Here is a 13,234-nt window from a genome sequence, read left to right as displayed (position 1 = left end):
GGAACGACGATGAGCTGGCTGCACAAGCTCCTGCCCCCGAAGATCAAGCGCAGCGCGGGCACGGCCAGGAAGGCGGTTCCCGAAGGGCTATGGAGCAAGTGCGAGGTCTGCGAGACCGTGCTCTACCGCGCGGACCTCGAAAAGAATCTCAATGTCTGTCCCAAGTGCAGCCATCACAATCGCCTGACGGCGCGCGAGCGGCTCGATATCACGCTCGATCCCGAAGGGCGCTATGAAATCGGCGCCGAAGTCGAGCCGATCGACTTTCTGAAGTTCGTCGACAGCAAGCGTTATACCGAGCGGCTGGAGCAGGCCAAGACGGATACCGGCGAGGACGACGCGCTGGTCGTCATGCAGGGCAGCGTGAAGACCGTGCCGCTGGTGTGCGCCGCGTTCGAGTTCCGCTTTCTCGGCGGATCGATGGGTTCGGTGGTCGGAGAGCGCTTCGTGCGCGGCGTGCAGGCGTGTTGCGAGCAGCGTCTGCCTTTCGTGTGCTTTTCCGCTAGTGGCGGCGCCCGCATGCAGGAGGGACTGACTTCGCTCATGCAGATGGCCAAGACCACCGCCGCGCTCACCCAGCTGTCGGCGGCGCGCTTGCCGTTCGTCTCGGTGCTCACGGACCCGACGATGGGCGGCGTGTCGGCCAGTTTCGCGATGATCGGGGACGTGGTCATCGCCGAGCCCAACGCCCTCATCGGCTTCGCCGGCCCGCGCGTGATCGAGCAGACCGTACGCCAGACCCTGCCCGAAGGCTTCCAGCGCGCCGAATTTCTGCTCGAGCACGGCGCGATCGACATGATCGTCGATCGTCGCCAGATGCGCGACAAGCTCGCCAACCTTCTCACGCTGCTCATGCGGCTGCCCGCTCCTTGAGGAGCCGGCTGCGATTCTCTGCCCGGTGGACAGATCGCTCGGCGCCTGGCTTGCCCTGCTGGAGCGGCGGCATCCGCGCACCATCGACCTCGGGCTGGAGCGCGTGGCCCAGGTGCGGCGCGCGGCCGCGCTCACCCCTTCGTTTCCGATCCTCACCGTCGGCGGCACCAACGGCAAGGGTTCGACTTGCGCGATGCTGGAAGCGATGCTCGCCTTCGCCGGATATCGAATCGGCCTCTACACCTCGCCGCACCTGATCCGCTACAACGAGCGCGTGCGTATCGGCATGCGCGAAGCCTCCGACTCGATGCTGATCGAAGCTTTCGAGCGCATCGAAGCTGCGCGCGCGGAGGTGCCGTTGACCTATTTCGAGTTCGGTACCCTGGCCGCCGTGGACCTCTTCATGCGCCAGGGGGTGGAAGTGGCGGTGCTGGAGGTCGGTCTCGGAGGCCGGCTTGACGCGGTGAATGCCTTCGACCCCGATTGCGCAGTCATCACCACCGTCGATCTCGATCACATGGATTACCTCGGCACGACCCGTGAACAGATCGGATGGGAGAAGGCGGGCATCTTTCGCCCGGGGCGCCCGGCGCTGTGCTGCGACCAGGATCCGCCGGCTTCGCTGATCGCGCATGCGCGCGAGATCGGCGCCCGGCTGCAACTGATCTCGCGCGACTTCGGCTACCGGGCAGGTCCTCACGAGTGGCAATACTGGAGCGCGCACGGCAAGAAGAGCGGCCTGCCCCATCCGGCGTTGCGCGGAGCCTACCAGCTGGCCAATGCCGCAGGAGCCATCGCGGCTCTGGAAGCGATGCGCGAGCGGCTTCCCGTCGAGATGGGTGCGATCCGGCGGGCGCTGGTCGAGGTATCGCTTCCCGGCCGCCTCCAGGTCCTCCCCGGGCGCCCGCAGGTGATCTTGGACGTGGGACACAACCCGCAGGCTGCCCGCGCGCTCGCGGCGGCCGTGCGATCCATGCCGAAGGCGGGGAGCACCATCGCCGTTCTCGGAATGCTCGCGGACAAGGACCTGGCCGGCGTCGTCCGGGCCACAGCAGACGTCGTGGACCGCTGGGTGGTTTGTGCGTTGTCCGGCCCGCGCGGCTGCCCGGCCGAGCGACTCGCCGTTGCCGTCCGGCAGGCGCGCGCGGACGCGACCGTAGAGCTGTCGCCCGATCCCGCGAGCGCGTACTTCCGTGCGCGGGAACTCGCAGGCGACGATGATAGAATCGTCGTGTTCGGGTCTTTCTACACGGTGGGCGCAGTCATGCAGGCGACCGGTTCCGGTTGAATCGTTCACGGGAACATGGCAAGAGCAACGATCAGCGACGAGGAACTGCAGCTCAAGAAGCGCGCGCGCCGGCGTCTGGTCGGCGCCATCGCGCTGGTGTTGATCGTCGTGGTGTTTCTGCCGATGTTTCTTGACAGCGAGCCCAAGCCGCTGAGCCAGGACGTGGCCATCAACATTCCCCCGATCCCGCCGGCGAATCCGGGGGCTATGCCCACCCCGCCCGGCGATACGGCTGCGCCGACGCTGCCTTCCCAGCCGCCGGCAGCCGGTTCATCCGCCCCATTGCCGCCCACTGCCGGGGTCGCGCCCGCTAACACCAGGCCCTCGGCGGAACGCACGGCGGAGCCGGGTTATGTCGTTCAACTGGGCGCCTTCTCCGACCCGGCGAAGGCGCGGCAGCTCGTGACCAAGCTCAAGGAAAGCCGTTTCCAGGCCTATACGCAAACCATCAAGACGGCCGGAGGCGAATTGACGCGTGTGCGGGTGGGGGCCTATCCGACCAAGGAAGCGGCCGAGAAGGCGCGCGACCGGTTGAAGGCGCGCAAGCTGGTGATCGGCGAAGCCAGCGTCGTACGCGACGACAGCTGATGGACGCGCGAGGACTTCCGCCCGCGGCATGACCGCTTTCGACTTCGTCCTGCTGCTGGTGGTGGCACTGTCGATGGTGATCAGCGTAGTTCGGGGACTGGTGCGGGAAGTGCTTTCGCTCGCTTCCTGGATCGGGGCCTTCTTCGTCGCCAAGTACGGCGCGGTGGTCGTCGCGAGCTGGCTGCCGGGCTGGGTCTCGCATCCCGGCGCGCGCCTCGCGATGGGCTTCGTCCTGGTCATGGTGGCCGCGGTCCTGCTCTTCAGCCTGGTGTCGATGCAGATTGCGAAGGTGGTCAAGATTACCGGCCTGCAGGGTACCGACCGGGCGCTGGGAGCGCTGTTTGGCCTTGCGCGCGGAATCGTGATCGCATTGACGGCGGTGCTGCTGGCGGGGATGACCCCACTGCCCAAAGCGCGTTACTGGCAGGAAGCGATGCTCAGCGCTCCGCTGGAGACGGCGGCCAAGGCGGTTCAACCGTGGTTGCCGTCGGAAATCCGGTCCCGGATCCGCTATGACTGAGGGTATACTCTGCTCCCGGTTGCAGGGGCAACCCGCGGCGAGGACATAGCAAATGTGTGGAATCGTGGGCGTCGTGGCCAGATCACCGGCCAATCAGCTGCTCTACGACGGGCTGCTGGTCCTTCAGCACCGAGGCCAGGACGCGGCGGGAATCGTCACCGCCGAAGGCAACCAGTTTCAGATGCACAAGGGACCGGGGCTGGTGCGCGACGTGTTTCGGACCCGCGACATGCGCAACCTAGTGGGCACGATGGGCATCGGCCACTGCCGCTACCCCACCGCCGGTTCCGCGAGCTCCTTTGCCGAAGCGCAGCCGCTCTACGTCAATTCCCCGTTCGGCATCGTGCTGGGCCATAACGGCAACCTTACCAACTCCGAGCAGCTGAAACTCGAACTCTTCCGCCAGGACCTGCGGCACGTCAACACCAACTCCGACTCCGAAGTTCTGCTCAACGTGCTCGCGCACGAGCTGCAGGACGCGGCCAGCGGAGTGCGCCTCGATCCGCCCACGATCTTCGCGGCAGTGGCGGGGGTGCATCGCAGGGTGCGCGGCGCGTATGCCTGCGTGGCGATGATCGCCGGCTACGGGCTGCTGGCGTTCCGCGATCCCTTCGGAATCAGGCCGCTGGTGGTCGGGGTGGCCAGGACCGAAAAAGGGCCCGAGTACATGGTCGCCTCGGAAAGCGTGGCGCTCGACACGCTGGGCTTCGAGCTGGTGCGCGACGTGGCGCCGGGCGAGGCGATCTTCGTGGACAACGGGGGCAATTTCTACAGCAAGCAGTGCGCGATCAATCCCCAGCACTATCCCTGCATCTTCGAGTACGTCTACCTCGCCCGGCCGGACTCGGTGATCGACGGGATTTCGGTCTACGAGACGCGCATGCGCATGGGCAGAGGCCTGGCCGAGAAGATCAAGCGCGAGCATCACGATCTCGACATCGACGTGGTCATCCCGATCCCAGATTCCAGCCGGCCCTCGGCGATGGAACTGGCCGATCGCCTGGGTCTGCCGTACCGTGAAGGTTTCATCAAGAACCGCTACATCGGGCGCACGTTCATCATGCCGGGCCAGGAAGTGCGCAAGAAGTCGGTGCGCCAGAAGCTCAACGCCATCGGCATGGAGTTCAGGGGCAAGAACGTGCTGCTGGTCGACGACTCCATCGTGCGCGGCACCACCAGCCGCGAGATCGTGCAGATGGCCCGCGATTCCGGCGCACGCAAGGTCTTCTTCGCTTCGGCGGCGCCCCCGGTGCGCTACCCCAACGTGTACGGCATCGACATGCCCTGCTCGCGCGAGCTGATCGCGTACGGAAGGACTGACCAGGAGGTCGCGCGCGAGATCGGCGCAGACCGGCTCATCTATCAGGATCTCGAAGCGCTGGTCGAAGCGTGTCGCTCGGTCAATCCCAGGATCCAGCACTTCGAAACCTCTTGCTTTACCGGGGTATACGTCACCGGCGATGTCACGCCCGAATACCTCGCTACCGTCGAGGCGCAGCGCAACGACGGCGAGCTGCTGCGGCGACAGCAGGTGGCCAGCACGCAGCTCGACTTGAACCTGGTGACCAACGACTAGGGCGGCACATCGAAGAACCCAATACACAGGCGCAGAGAAGGCAGAGGAACAAAACACGAATGGAATCGGGTCGAAGCTCGTCCCCCCGCGTCTTCTGTGCCTCTGCATTGGGATCTTGGTTCGCGGGTCCCGGCAGGGTTGACAAGCAGGCGGGCCGCCGGTAGGGTTGGGGCTCGCGCCGATTTGATGAGCAGCTTGCGGGCGCGCTAAAAATCCAGCTAAAGCGTGTCGAACAGGTACCCGCTTAGCGAAAGCTAGCGGGTTTTTTGTTTTTGCGCGGCCGCGCGTTTGGCGGGAGCCGCGGTTCGTCACGCCGCTGTCCTTGAGACCCGATCGAAGGACCGACAATGAGGTGGGACGAGCTTGAGTTCGACACGCTCGCCGTGCGCGCGGGCATCCATCGCAGCCAGTTCAACGAGCACGCCGAGGCCCTGTATCTGACCTCCAGCTTCGTGTTTCGCGACGCGTCCGAAGCGGCGCGCCGTTTTCAGGGCGAAGAACCGGGCATGGTGTATTCGCGCTATACCAACCCCACGGTGCAGGCGCTCGAGGAACGTCTCGCCGCGCTCGAGGGCGCGCAGTGCTGCGTGGCGACGGCGTCCGGGATGTCGGCCATCCTGGGCTGCGTCATGGGGCTGCTCAAAGCGGGCGACCACGTGATCGCCTCGCGCAACCTGTTCGGCGCCACCGTAAACCTGTTCAACGGCCTGCTGAAGAAGTTCGGCATCGCGACGACTTTCGTGTCGGCCACCGATGTCGACGAGTGGCGGGCGGCGGTGACGCCGCAGACGAGGATGTTCTTCCTCGAGACGCCGTCCAATCCCTTGACCGAGATCTCCGACATTGCGGCGTTGGCGCAACTGGCGAAGGAGAAGAACGCGCTGCTGGTGGTGGACAACTGCTTCTGCACGCCGGCGCTTCAGCGGCCGCTGGCACTGGGAGCGGACATTGTCATGCACTCGGCGACGAAGTATCTGGACGGCCAGGGCAGGGTACTCGGCGGCGCCATTCTCGGCCGCCGCGAGCTGATCGCCGAGCCGATGACCGTGTTCCTGCGCAACGCCGGCCCGGCGCTTTCGCCCTTCAACGCCTGGGTGATTCTGAAGGGCCTGGAGACCCTCGGCCTGCGCATGCAGGCACATTCACGCGGTGCGCTCGAGCTGGCACAGTGGCTGGAGGCGCATCCAAGAGTTCGACGGGTGTTCTACCCTGGGCTGCCTTCGCATCCCCAGCACGAATTGGCCATGCGCCAGCAGAAGTCTGGTGGTGGAATCGTGTCCTTCGAGGTCGAGGGCGGGCGAGCGGCGGCGTGGAAGGTGATCGACAACACTCAGTTGATTTCCATCACGGCGAATCTCGGCGATGCCAAGACCACGATCACCCATCCGGCGAGCACGACGCACGGCCGGCTGTCGCCGGAAGCGAGAGCGCAGGCTGGCGTCACCGAAGGACTGCTGCGAGTCGCGGTCGGGCTCGAAGCGGTTTGCGACCTGCGCGCCGACCTAGCTCGCGGGCTCGCCAAGATCTGATCGAGCGCAGAGCCAGGAATGCACTCCGGCTGGCGCGGATCAGGTGATCGGGACGGCGCGGCAGCCGCCGGCGTCGCAGACGAGATAGCTGCCTTGCTCGTACCAGTCGGCCAGCACGAAGCGCTCGCACAGCCGCCCATCGACGAGGTGTTCGTGGCGCGCCGGCCGGTGGGTATGCCCGTGGATCAGACGCGGATAGCCGCGCGCGCGCAGGACGGATTCCACCGTCGAGACGGACACGTCCATGATCGCCGCGTCCTTGGTCTGCTTGGCCTGCTCGCTTTCGCCGCGCAACGCCTGGGCCATGCGGATCCGCTCTTCGATCGGTTTGGCCAGGAACGTGCGCTGCCAGGCGGGATTGCGCACCATGGCGCGCAACTTCTGATACTCGACGTCGTCGGTGCACAGCGCGTCGCCGTGCATGAGCAGCGCGCGGGTGCCGTAGAGGTCGATCTCGGTGCCATCCTCGAGCAGGATCATGCCCGCCGCGCGGCCGAATGCTTCGCCAATCAGGAAGTCGCGGTTGCCGTGCATGAAGTAGAGCCGCGTACCCCGCCGGGCCAAGCCCTGGAATGCTTCGGCCACCTGGCGGTTGAAAGGTTGCGCCAGACTGTCGTCGCCGATCCAGTATTCGAACAGATCGCCCAGCACGAAGAGCCGCTCGGCGGAAGGCGCGACTTGCGCCAGAAAACGAAGCAATGCCTCGGCGGGTGCCGGCCTTTGCGGCGCCAGGTGCAGATCGGATATGAAGAGCGAATGCACCCGGCCCTCAAATTCTCCGCGCCTTGGTGATCACGACGTCTTCCAGCGGCACATCGCGATGAAAGCCGCGCGAGCCGGTGCTCACGCCCTTGATCCGGTCGACCACTTCCTCGCCTTCGACCACGCGCCCGAAGGCGCAGTAACCCCAGCCCTGCGGCGTGGAGGCGCTGTAGTTCAGAAAAGGGTTGTCCTTGACGTTGATGAAGAACTGCGCGCTGGCCGAATGCGGCTCCGAGGTGCGCGCCATCGCGATCGTGTAAGCGTCGTTCTTCAGCGCGTTCGCCGCCTCGTTCTCGATCGGCGCTCGCGTTGGCTTCTGCCTCAGACCCGGTTCGAAGCCTCCGCCCTGGATCATGAACCCGTCGATGACGCGATGAAAGATGGTTCCGTCGTAGAAGCCTTCGTCGACGTAGGCCAGGAAATTGCGTACGGTCTTGGGCGCGGCCTGCTCGTCGAGCTCGAGGGTGATGTCGCCGAGCGAAGTGGAGAGCCTGACTTGCGGGTTCACTGCGTTTCTCCGACCATTCTGGCGCTTTCGATGCGCACTGTTTCCTGCGGCACGTCCCGGCCGAACGGCCCGCCGGGGCCGGTACGCGATCCGGCGATCCGGTAGACCACGTCCATCCCCTTCGTGACGCGCCCGAACGCACAATAACCGAATCCCTGCACGGTCGGCGACTGATGGTCGAGAAAGTCGTTGTCCGCCACGTTGACAAAGAACTGGGATGTCGCCGAATGCGGCTGCCGGGTCCGCGCCATCGCGACCGTTCCGCGGCGGTTCTTGAGCCCCGTGGCCGCTTCGTTCTCGATCGGTTCGCGCGTTTTCCTCTGTGCAAAATCGGCCGTATAGCCGCCGCCCTGAATCATGAAGCCATCGATCACGCGGTGAAAGATCGTGCCATCATAAAAACCGTCCTTCACGTAGCGCAGAAAATTATCGACGGTCTTGGGTGCCCTGTCCGGATACAACTCGATCGTGAAGCTGCCCAGATTGGTCGTGACTTCCACCTGCGGGTTGGCCGCTTGTGCGGCAAGCGCGAGTGCGAACAGCACCGCCGGCAGCAGATTGCCCACTCTTCGGGTCCTCCAAGTCTTGGTCGAGCCTCGCACCATCAGGCGGCGCCTTCGTAGACGATCTTCCAGCCCTCGCCTTCCTGCATCCAGTACTGGCGCTTCTTCATGCGGTTGCTGAGGTTGCTGCTGGCATAGTCCTGCTCGAAGGTTACTTCGGCCATCGTGCCTTCGCCGGGATAAAGGAACATGGAAACATCGGAAATCCGGACCCTGATCCATGTCTTGGCCGCGTTGACCTGGCGCTTTTGTGCCGCCCATTTCGCGAGATCGGCCCCGTTGCCCGAGAAACGGCGCGAGTAGTGGCTCAGGTACTGTTCGGTGTCGCGGCTCTCCCAGTCCTTGCGCCAGCGCTCGATCCGCTCCAGCAACTGCGCACGCAACGCCGCGGCCACCTCGGGTGCAATCCATTCGACATCCCTGGCAATGACCACCGGCGTGCTTCCCGGCTCCAGGTAGTCGGCCAGCGCCTCCAGGTCTTCGTTGGCCAGCACCACGCAACCGTCGCTCGCGCGCGGCGGACGGCTGTAGGTGTCGAGCGGCGTGCCATGCAGCCAGATGCCGTACCCGCTGCGTCCGCGCGCCCGGTCCCACTCGTTCGGATAGTCGATCGGGAAGGCCCCGGCTCCATAGAAGTCGCTGAGCCGGTCCTTCGGCAGCCTGTCGATTACTCGGTAGACTCCGAGCGGGGTCTTCTTGTCTCCCTCGCGGACTTTCTCGATGCCGTTCTTGCCCAACGTCACATAGAAGTCGGCCAGGTACTTCGGGCCGCCGTCGGTGTTGGCGAAAACGAACAATGTCGACCGCGAGGTGTCGATTACCAGCGCGTGCTTCTGGTGTGGAGCGAGCGCAAGGAGGTTCTTCGGCACCAGATGGGTCGGCGGTTGAAAGGCGTAGCGCGCCAGACGGGTCCGCGCCTCCGCGCGCAGTTCATCCACCCGTTCGGGCGGCGCGCCCGCGCCGAGGCTGTCGATCGGACGGCCTCGCGCCAGCAGAAGATCGCCCCGGATCAGCTGCGCGAGGCGGAAATTGGGGCTGACCGCCAGCAGCTTTTCGATTCTCTCCAGCGCGGCTTGGGTGCGGTTGTCGGCAATCTCCATCAGCGCCTGCACCAGCATCTGCTCTGGCAGCGCCAGTTGGCGCGGCAGTGTATCGCGCGCCGGCAGAAAACTTAGCGACCAGGCATGGGCGGTCCCGGACAGCAAGACCACGAGCAGCGCCTGCAACAGCGGCTGATGCGAGCCGCCCTGATTACGCTTCCAGCAGCGCAGCGGCGCCTGGCTCACCGGTCGATCTGCTCCTGTACGATCAGCCAGCGATCGGAAGACTTGACCAGAGTCAGCTTCTTCTCGCCGGTGCTGTGCAGCATGTCGGACTTGTAGGTCTGTTTGAACCTGACCACGGCGCGGGCTTCGTTTTCAAAGGAGACCTTGGGCGCTCCGACCACCACCTGGATCGCTTTCGGTTTCTTCAGCCGCTCGCGCCGCGCGGCGGCCCAGGCCCCCCACGGCTGTCCGCCGGGGGTCGCGAAGTCGGGCGAATAGTGTCCGAGGTAGCGCTCGACATCCTTGCTTTCCCACGCTCTCGCCCAGCCGTGAACGGCTTCCAGCACCTCTTGCGCCGGATCGGGTCGAGTCTTCGAGGACTGGGGCGCCGCTGCAGCCGGCAGGGGGCTGGCCGCCGGTGCGCTTGGCTTGACGGCGACGGTTTCCGCCGACGGGACCGCCGAGGAAGGCCGCGCGGGTGCAGAGCTCGAGAAGAGCTCGCGGATCAGGGAGAGTTTGCTCTGGGCGGTCTTGTTGCCCCGATCCAGCTGCAGCGCCTTGTCATAGGCCTCGCTTGCCATCTTGGCGTAGACGTCGCCCAGATTCTCGTGTGCGATCGCATAGCTCGGGTGGGTGCGGATCGCCATTTCCAGTGCCTTGCGCGCCTGCTCGTACTGTCCCTGCGCCGCGTAGAGCACCGCGAGATTGTTGTAGGGCTCCGGCAGCTCGGGATAATCCTCGGTGAGCGCTGAAAAGATCCTGATCGCCTCCTGTGGCTTGTCCTGCTCGGTGTAGATCAATCCCTTCAAGAAGCGCGCGCGCGCGTCCTTGGGATTGGCGCTCAGCACCGCGTCCACCTTCTCCAGCGCCGCAGCGTGCCTGCCCTGCTTGAAGAGCCGCGCAGCCTCTTGATAATCGTCGGCCCGCAGTACCGCGGGCAAAGTGAGGGCCAATGCAAGCAGGCATTGCACCGAAATGCGCAAGAAGTTCATCTGCTATACTTCGCGTGAAATAAAGGCGATAGGTACTTGTTAATAATTTAAATTCTACCAACAAGCCGCTCCCGCCCACAATCGCCGATCAGTTCCGTCCTGCTGCCCTGCCGAACTTTGCCGAGTGCCGGGTGCGAAGGCTTTGTCGGGCACACCATCTGAACGCGTACATGCTCAAGCTCTATAACACGTTGACCCGCCGAAAGCAGGAGTTTGTGCCGATCGAGGCCGGCAAGGCCCGCATGTACGTCTGCGGCATGACCGTCTACGACTACTGCCACCTGGGCCACGCGCGCGTCATGGTGGTCTTCGACGTGATCGCGCGCTGGCTCGAAGCGAGCGGCTTCGAGGTCACCTACGTGCGCAACATTACCGATATCGACGACAAGATCATCAAGCGTGCGGCCGAGAATCGCGAGCCGATCGAGAATCTGACCGCGCGCTTCACGCAGGCGATGCAGGAAGATGCGGCAGCGCTGGGCGTGCGCAAACCTCACTACGAGCCGCGCGCCACCGACAATGTGCCGCAAATGCTGGCGCTGATCGACGCGCTGATGAAGAAAGGTCTCGCTTACCGGGCTCCCAACGGCGACGTCTATTACTCGGTCCGCGACTTTCCGGAGTATGGCAAGTTGTCCGGCAAGACCCTGGACGAGCTGCGCGCCGGCGAGCGGGTGGAAGTGGACCCCAACAAGCGTGACCCGCTCGACTTCGTCCTGTGGAAGGCGGCCAAACCGGGCGAGCCGAGCTGGGATTCCCCGTGGGGCCGGGGCCGGCCCGGCTGGCACATCGAGTGCTCGGCGATGAGCGAGCGCTACCTCGGGAGCCATTTCGACATTCACGGAGGCGGGCAGGATCTGCAGTTCCCGCACCACGAGAACGAGATCGCGCAGTCAGAAGGCGCGCACGGGCACCCTTTCGTCAATTACTGGCTGCACAACGGCTTCGTGCGCGTGGACAACGAAAAGATGTCCAAGTCGCTGGGCAACTTTTTCACCGTTCGCGAGGTGCTGGCCAAGTACGACGCCGAGGTGGTGCGCTTCTTCATCGTGCGCGCGCATTACCGCAGCCCGCTCAACTATTCTGACCAGCATCTGGAAGACGCAAGGCAGGCGTTGACCAGGCTCTACACGGCGCTCAAGGGATTCGGGGGCGAAGTCGCGGTCGACTGGTCGAATCCGTTCGCGATCCGCTTCAGGGAGGCGATGGACGACGATTTCAACACGCCCGAGGCGGTGGCGGTGCTGTTCGATCTGGCCGGAGAGCTCAATCGCACGCGCGCGCCCGAGGCGGCGCGATTGCTGCGCGGACTATCCGGGATTCTCGGACTGTTGCGCCGGCCCGCCGAAGATTTCCTGCGCGGCGAGCTGCCGGCGGGGTGGACGGCGCAGAGGATAGAGGCGCTGATCGCCGAGCGCGCGGCGGCGAAGAAGGCGAAGAACTTCACCGAGGCCGACCGCATTCGGGCCGAGTTGGCCGCGGCCGGAGTCGTGCTCGAAGACGGTCCACAGGGCACCACCTGGCGCCGCCGGTAGGCCCGGGCGGCTGCGCGATTCGAGCGATCCCGCGCAGCGTTGCAAGGGAAAGATCGAGTTGCTACGACTCGAAGAACTGCCGCACCTTATCCATCCACGACTTCGCGCGCGGATTGTGACGGGAGGTGTCGCGCTGGCTGATTTCCTCCAGTTCGAGCAGCAGCTCCTTCTGACGCGCCGTAAGATTGACGGGCGTCTCCACCACCACGTGCACCAGCAGGTCGCCGTGGGTCTGGTTGCGCACGCCCTTGATGCCTTTGCCGCGCAGGCGAAACACCTTGCCGGTCTGGGTCTCCGGCGGAATCCGGATCTTGGCCGAACCGTCCAGCGTCGGAATTTCGATCTCGCCGCCCAGCGCCGCCTTTGCAAAGCTGATCGGCATCTCGCAGTGCAAGTCGTTGCCCTCGCGCGTGAAGACTTCGTGCGGCTTGATGTGGATCACGACATAGAGGTCGCCGCTGGGTCCGCCATTGATGCCGGCTTCGCCCTCGCCGCTCAGACGGATGCGGTCCCCTTCATCCACCCCGGCCGGGATCTTCACCGACAGCGTCTTGTGATGCTTGACCCGTCCGGCGCCCGCACAAGTCGGACACGGCTGCTGGATGACCTTGCCTGCGCCGTGGCACTTCGGGCAGGTTTGCGCAATCGAGAAGAAGCCCTGGGTCATGCGCACCTGTCCGTGACCGCCGCAGGTGGGGCAGGTGACCGGATGGGTGCCGGGTTTCGCGCCGGATCCCCCGCAAGTCGCGCACTCTTCCATGGAGGGTACGCGGATGCGCGTTTCGGTGCCGCGCGCCGCCTCCTCCAGCGTGATCTCGAGGTTGTAGCGAAGATCCGCGCCCCGATAGACATTGGAGCGCGTGCGGCCGCCGAAGATATCGCTGAAGATGTCTCCGAAGGCGTCGGCGAACGAACCGAAACCGGCGCCGGCCGCTCCCGCGCCCATGCCTGCCGAAGGATCCACTCCCGCGTGACCGTACTGGTCGTACAGCGCCCGCCTGCTCGCGTCCGAGAGGACTTCGTACGCTTCCTTCGCTTCCTTGAACTGTTCTTCGGCCTTCGGGTTGTTCGGATTGCGGTCCGGGTGATACTTCATCGCCAGCTTCCGGTAGGCCTTCTTGATGTCCTCTTCGGAAGCGTCGCGAGTGACGCCGAGTACTTCGTAATAGTCGCGCTTCGCCATGTCTGCCTTGACTCAGCTTATCGGCACGGTGCTCCCTAAACGCGGCAAGGGG

13 protein-coding genes and 1 riboswitch are annotated in these 13,234 nt (G+C 64.9%); of the genes, 7 read left to right on the top strand and 6 right to left on the bottom strand.

The window, feature by feature from the left end; all coding sequences use genetic code 11:
* Positions 1-9: 9 nt before the first annotated feature.
* The 6 genes from accD to VNM24_02050 all read left to right on the top strand — a co-directional run bounded on the left by accD (position 10) and on the right by VNM24_02050 (position 6,374).
* Positions 10-873, top strand: a complete 864-nt coding sequence (gene accD / locus VNM24_02075) for an acetyl-CoA carboxylase, carboxyltransferase subunit beta (GenBank protein HWQ37386.1) — start codon at positions 10-12, stop codon at positions 871-873.
* A 25-nt stretch (positions 874-898) separates the two neighbouring features.
* The gene (gene folC, locus VNM24_02070) at positions 899-2,161 is read left to right on the top strand and encodes a bifunctional tetrahydrofolate synthase/dihydrofolate synthase (protein HWQ37385.1); all 1,263 of its coding nucleotides are present in this window, start codon (positions 899-901) and stop codon (positions 2,159-2,161) included.
* A gap of 15 nt (positions 2,162-2,176) precedes the next feature.
* Positions 2,177-2,749, top strand: coding sequence for an SPOR domain-containing protein (locus tag VNM24_02065; GenBank protein HWQ37384.1), 573 nt, complete (start codon positions 2,177-2,179; stop codon positions 2,747-2,749).
* 28 nt (positions 2,750-2,777) lie between these two features.
* Complete coding sequence (locus VNM24_02060) at positions 2,778-3,269, top strand: CvpA family protein (protein ID HWQ37383.1); 492 nt, start codon at positions 2,778-2,780, stop codon at positions 3,267-3,269.
* A 52-nt stretch (positions 3,270-3,321) separates the two neighbouring features.
* The gene (gene purF / locus VNM24_02055; GenBank protein ID HWQ37382.1) at positions 3,322-4,845 is read left to right on the top strand and encodes an amidophosphoribosyltransferase; all 1,524 of its coding nucleotides are present in this window, start codon (positions 3,322-3,324) and stop codon (positions 4,843-4,845) included.
* Between the two features lie 165 nt (positions 4,846-5,010).
* Positions 5,011-5,084, top strand: a riboswitch (SAM riboswitch).
* A gap of 108 nt (positions 5,085-5,192) precedes the next feature.
* Complete coding sequence (locus tag VNM24_02050) at positions 5,193-6,374, top strand: O-succinylhomoserine sulfhydrylase (protein ID HWQ37381.1); 1,182 nt, start codon at positions 5,193-5,195, stop codon at positions 6,372-6,374.
* A 39-nt stretch (positions 6,375-6,413) separates the two neighbouring features.
* Here the strand turns inward: VNM24_02050 and VNM24_02045 are convergent, their stop codons facing one another.
* The 5 genes from VNM24_02045 to VNM24_02025 are packed head-to-tail and all read right to left on the bottom strand — an operon-like array spanning position 6,414 to position 10,464.
* Positions 6,414-7,136 (bottom strand): UDP-2,3-diacylglucosamine diphosphatase, encoded by a 723-nt coding sequence (locus VNM24_02045; GenBank protein ID HWQ37380.1) that lies wholly within the window; start codon positions 7,134-7,136, stop codon positions 6,414-6,416.
* A 7-nt stretch (positions 7,137-7,143) separates the two neighbouring features.
* Positions 7,144-7,644: a peptidylprolyl isomerase gene (locus tag VNM24_02040; GenBank protein ID HWQ37379.1), complete on the bottom strand. Its 501-nt coding sequence runs from the start codon at positions 7,642-7,644 to the stop codon at positions 7,144-7,146.
* Complete coding sequence (locus tag VNM24_02035) at positions 7,641-8,210, bottom strand: peptidylprolyl isomerase (GenBank protein ID HWQ37378.1); 570 nt, start codon at positions 8,208-8,210, stop codon at positions 7,641-7,643. Before VNM24_02035 ends, VNM24_02040 begins: the two co-directional genes overlap by 4 nt.
* 38 nt (positions 8,211-8,248) lie before the next feature.
* Positions 8,249-9,493 (bottom strand): L,D-transpeptidase, encoded by a 1,245-nt coding sequence (locus tag VNM24_02030; GenBank protein ID HWQ37377.1) that lies wholly within the window; start codon positions 9,491-9,493, stop codon positions 8,249-8,251.
* The gene (locus VNM24_02025) at positions 9,490-10,464 is read right to left on the bottom strand and encodes a tetratricopeptide repeat protein (protein HWQ37376.1); all 975 of its coding nucleotides are present in this window, start codon (positions 10,462-10,464) and stop codon (positions 9,490-9,492) included. Before VNM24_02025 ends, VNM24_02030 begins: the two co-directional genes overlap by 4 nt.
* Positions 10,465-10,634: 170 nt before the next feature.
* Here VNM24_02025 and cysS point away from each other — a divergent pair, with 170 nt between their 5' ends.
* On the top strand, positions 10,635-11,999 hold the full coding sequence (gene cysS, locus VNM24_02020) for a cysteine--tRNA ligase (GenBank protein ID HWQ37375.1): 1,365 nt from the start codon (positions 10,635-10,637) through the stop codon (positions 11,997-11,999).
* A 61-nt stretch (positions 12,000-12,060) separates the two neighbouring features.
* On the opposite strand, the gene dnaJ is transcribed toward cysS, so the two are convergent.
* Positions 12,061-13,182 (bottom strand): molecular chaperone DnaJ, encoded by a 1,122-nt coding sequence (gene dnaJ, locus VNM24_02015; protein ID HWQ37374.1) that lies wholly within the window; start codon positions 13,180-13,182, stop codon positions 12,061-12,063.
* Positions 13,183-13,234 lie beyond the last annotated feature (52 nt).

It is taken from the genome of Burkholderiales bacterium (assembly GCA_035560005.1).
In the GTDB taxonomy this organism is placed as follows: domain Bacteria; phylum Pseudomonadota; class Gammaproteobacteria; order Burkholderiales; family Eutrophovitaceae; genus DASRFY01.
This window is presented reverse-complemented; position numbering and strand designations above follow the sequence as displayed.

Coding starts and splice junctions, on each gene's coding strand:
- accD (HWQ37386.1), top strand. CDS start 10: ATGAGCTGGCTGCACAAGCTCCTGCCCCCGAAGATCAAGCGCAGCGCG.
- VNM24_02065 (HWQ37384.1), top strand. CDS start 2,177: ATGGCAAGAGCAACGATCAGCGACGAGGAACTGCAGCTCAAGAAGCGC.
- VNM24_02060 (HWQ37383.1), top strand. CDS start 2,778: ATGACCGCTTTCGACTTCGTCCTGCTGCTGGTGGTGGCACTGTCGATG.
- purF (HWQ37382.1), top strand. CDS start 3,322: ATGTGTGGAATCGTGGGCGTCGTGGCCAGATCACCGGCCAATCAGCTG.
- VNM24_02050 (HWQ37381.1), top strand. CDS start 5,193: ATGAGGTGGGACGAGCTTGAGTTCGACACGCTCGCCGTGCGCGCGGGC.
- VNM24_02025 (HWQ37376.1), bottom strand. CDS start 10,464: ATGAACTTCTTGCGCATTTCGGTGCAATGCCTGCTTGCATTGGCCCTC.
- cysS (HWQ37375.1), top strand. CDS start 10,635: ATGCTCAAGCTCTATAACACGTTGACCCGCCGAAAGCAGGAGTTTGTG.
- dnaJ (HWQ37374.1), bottom strand. CDS start 13,182: ATGGCGAAGCGCGACTATTACGAAGTACTCGGCGTCACTCGCGACGCT.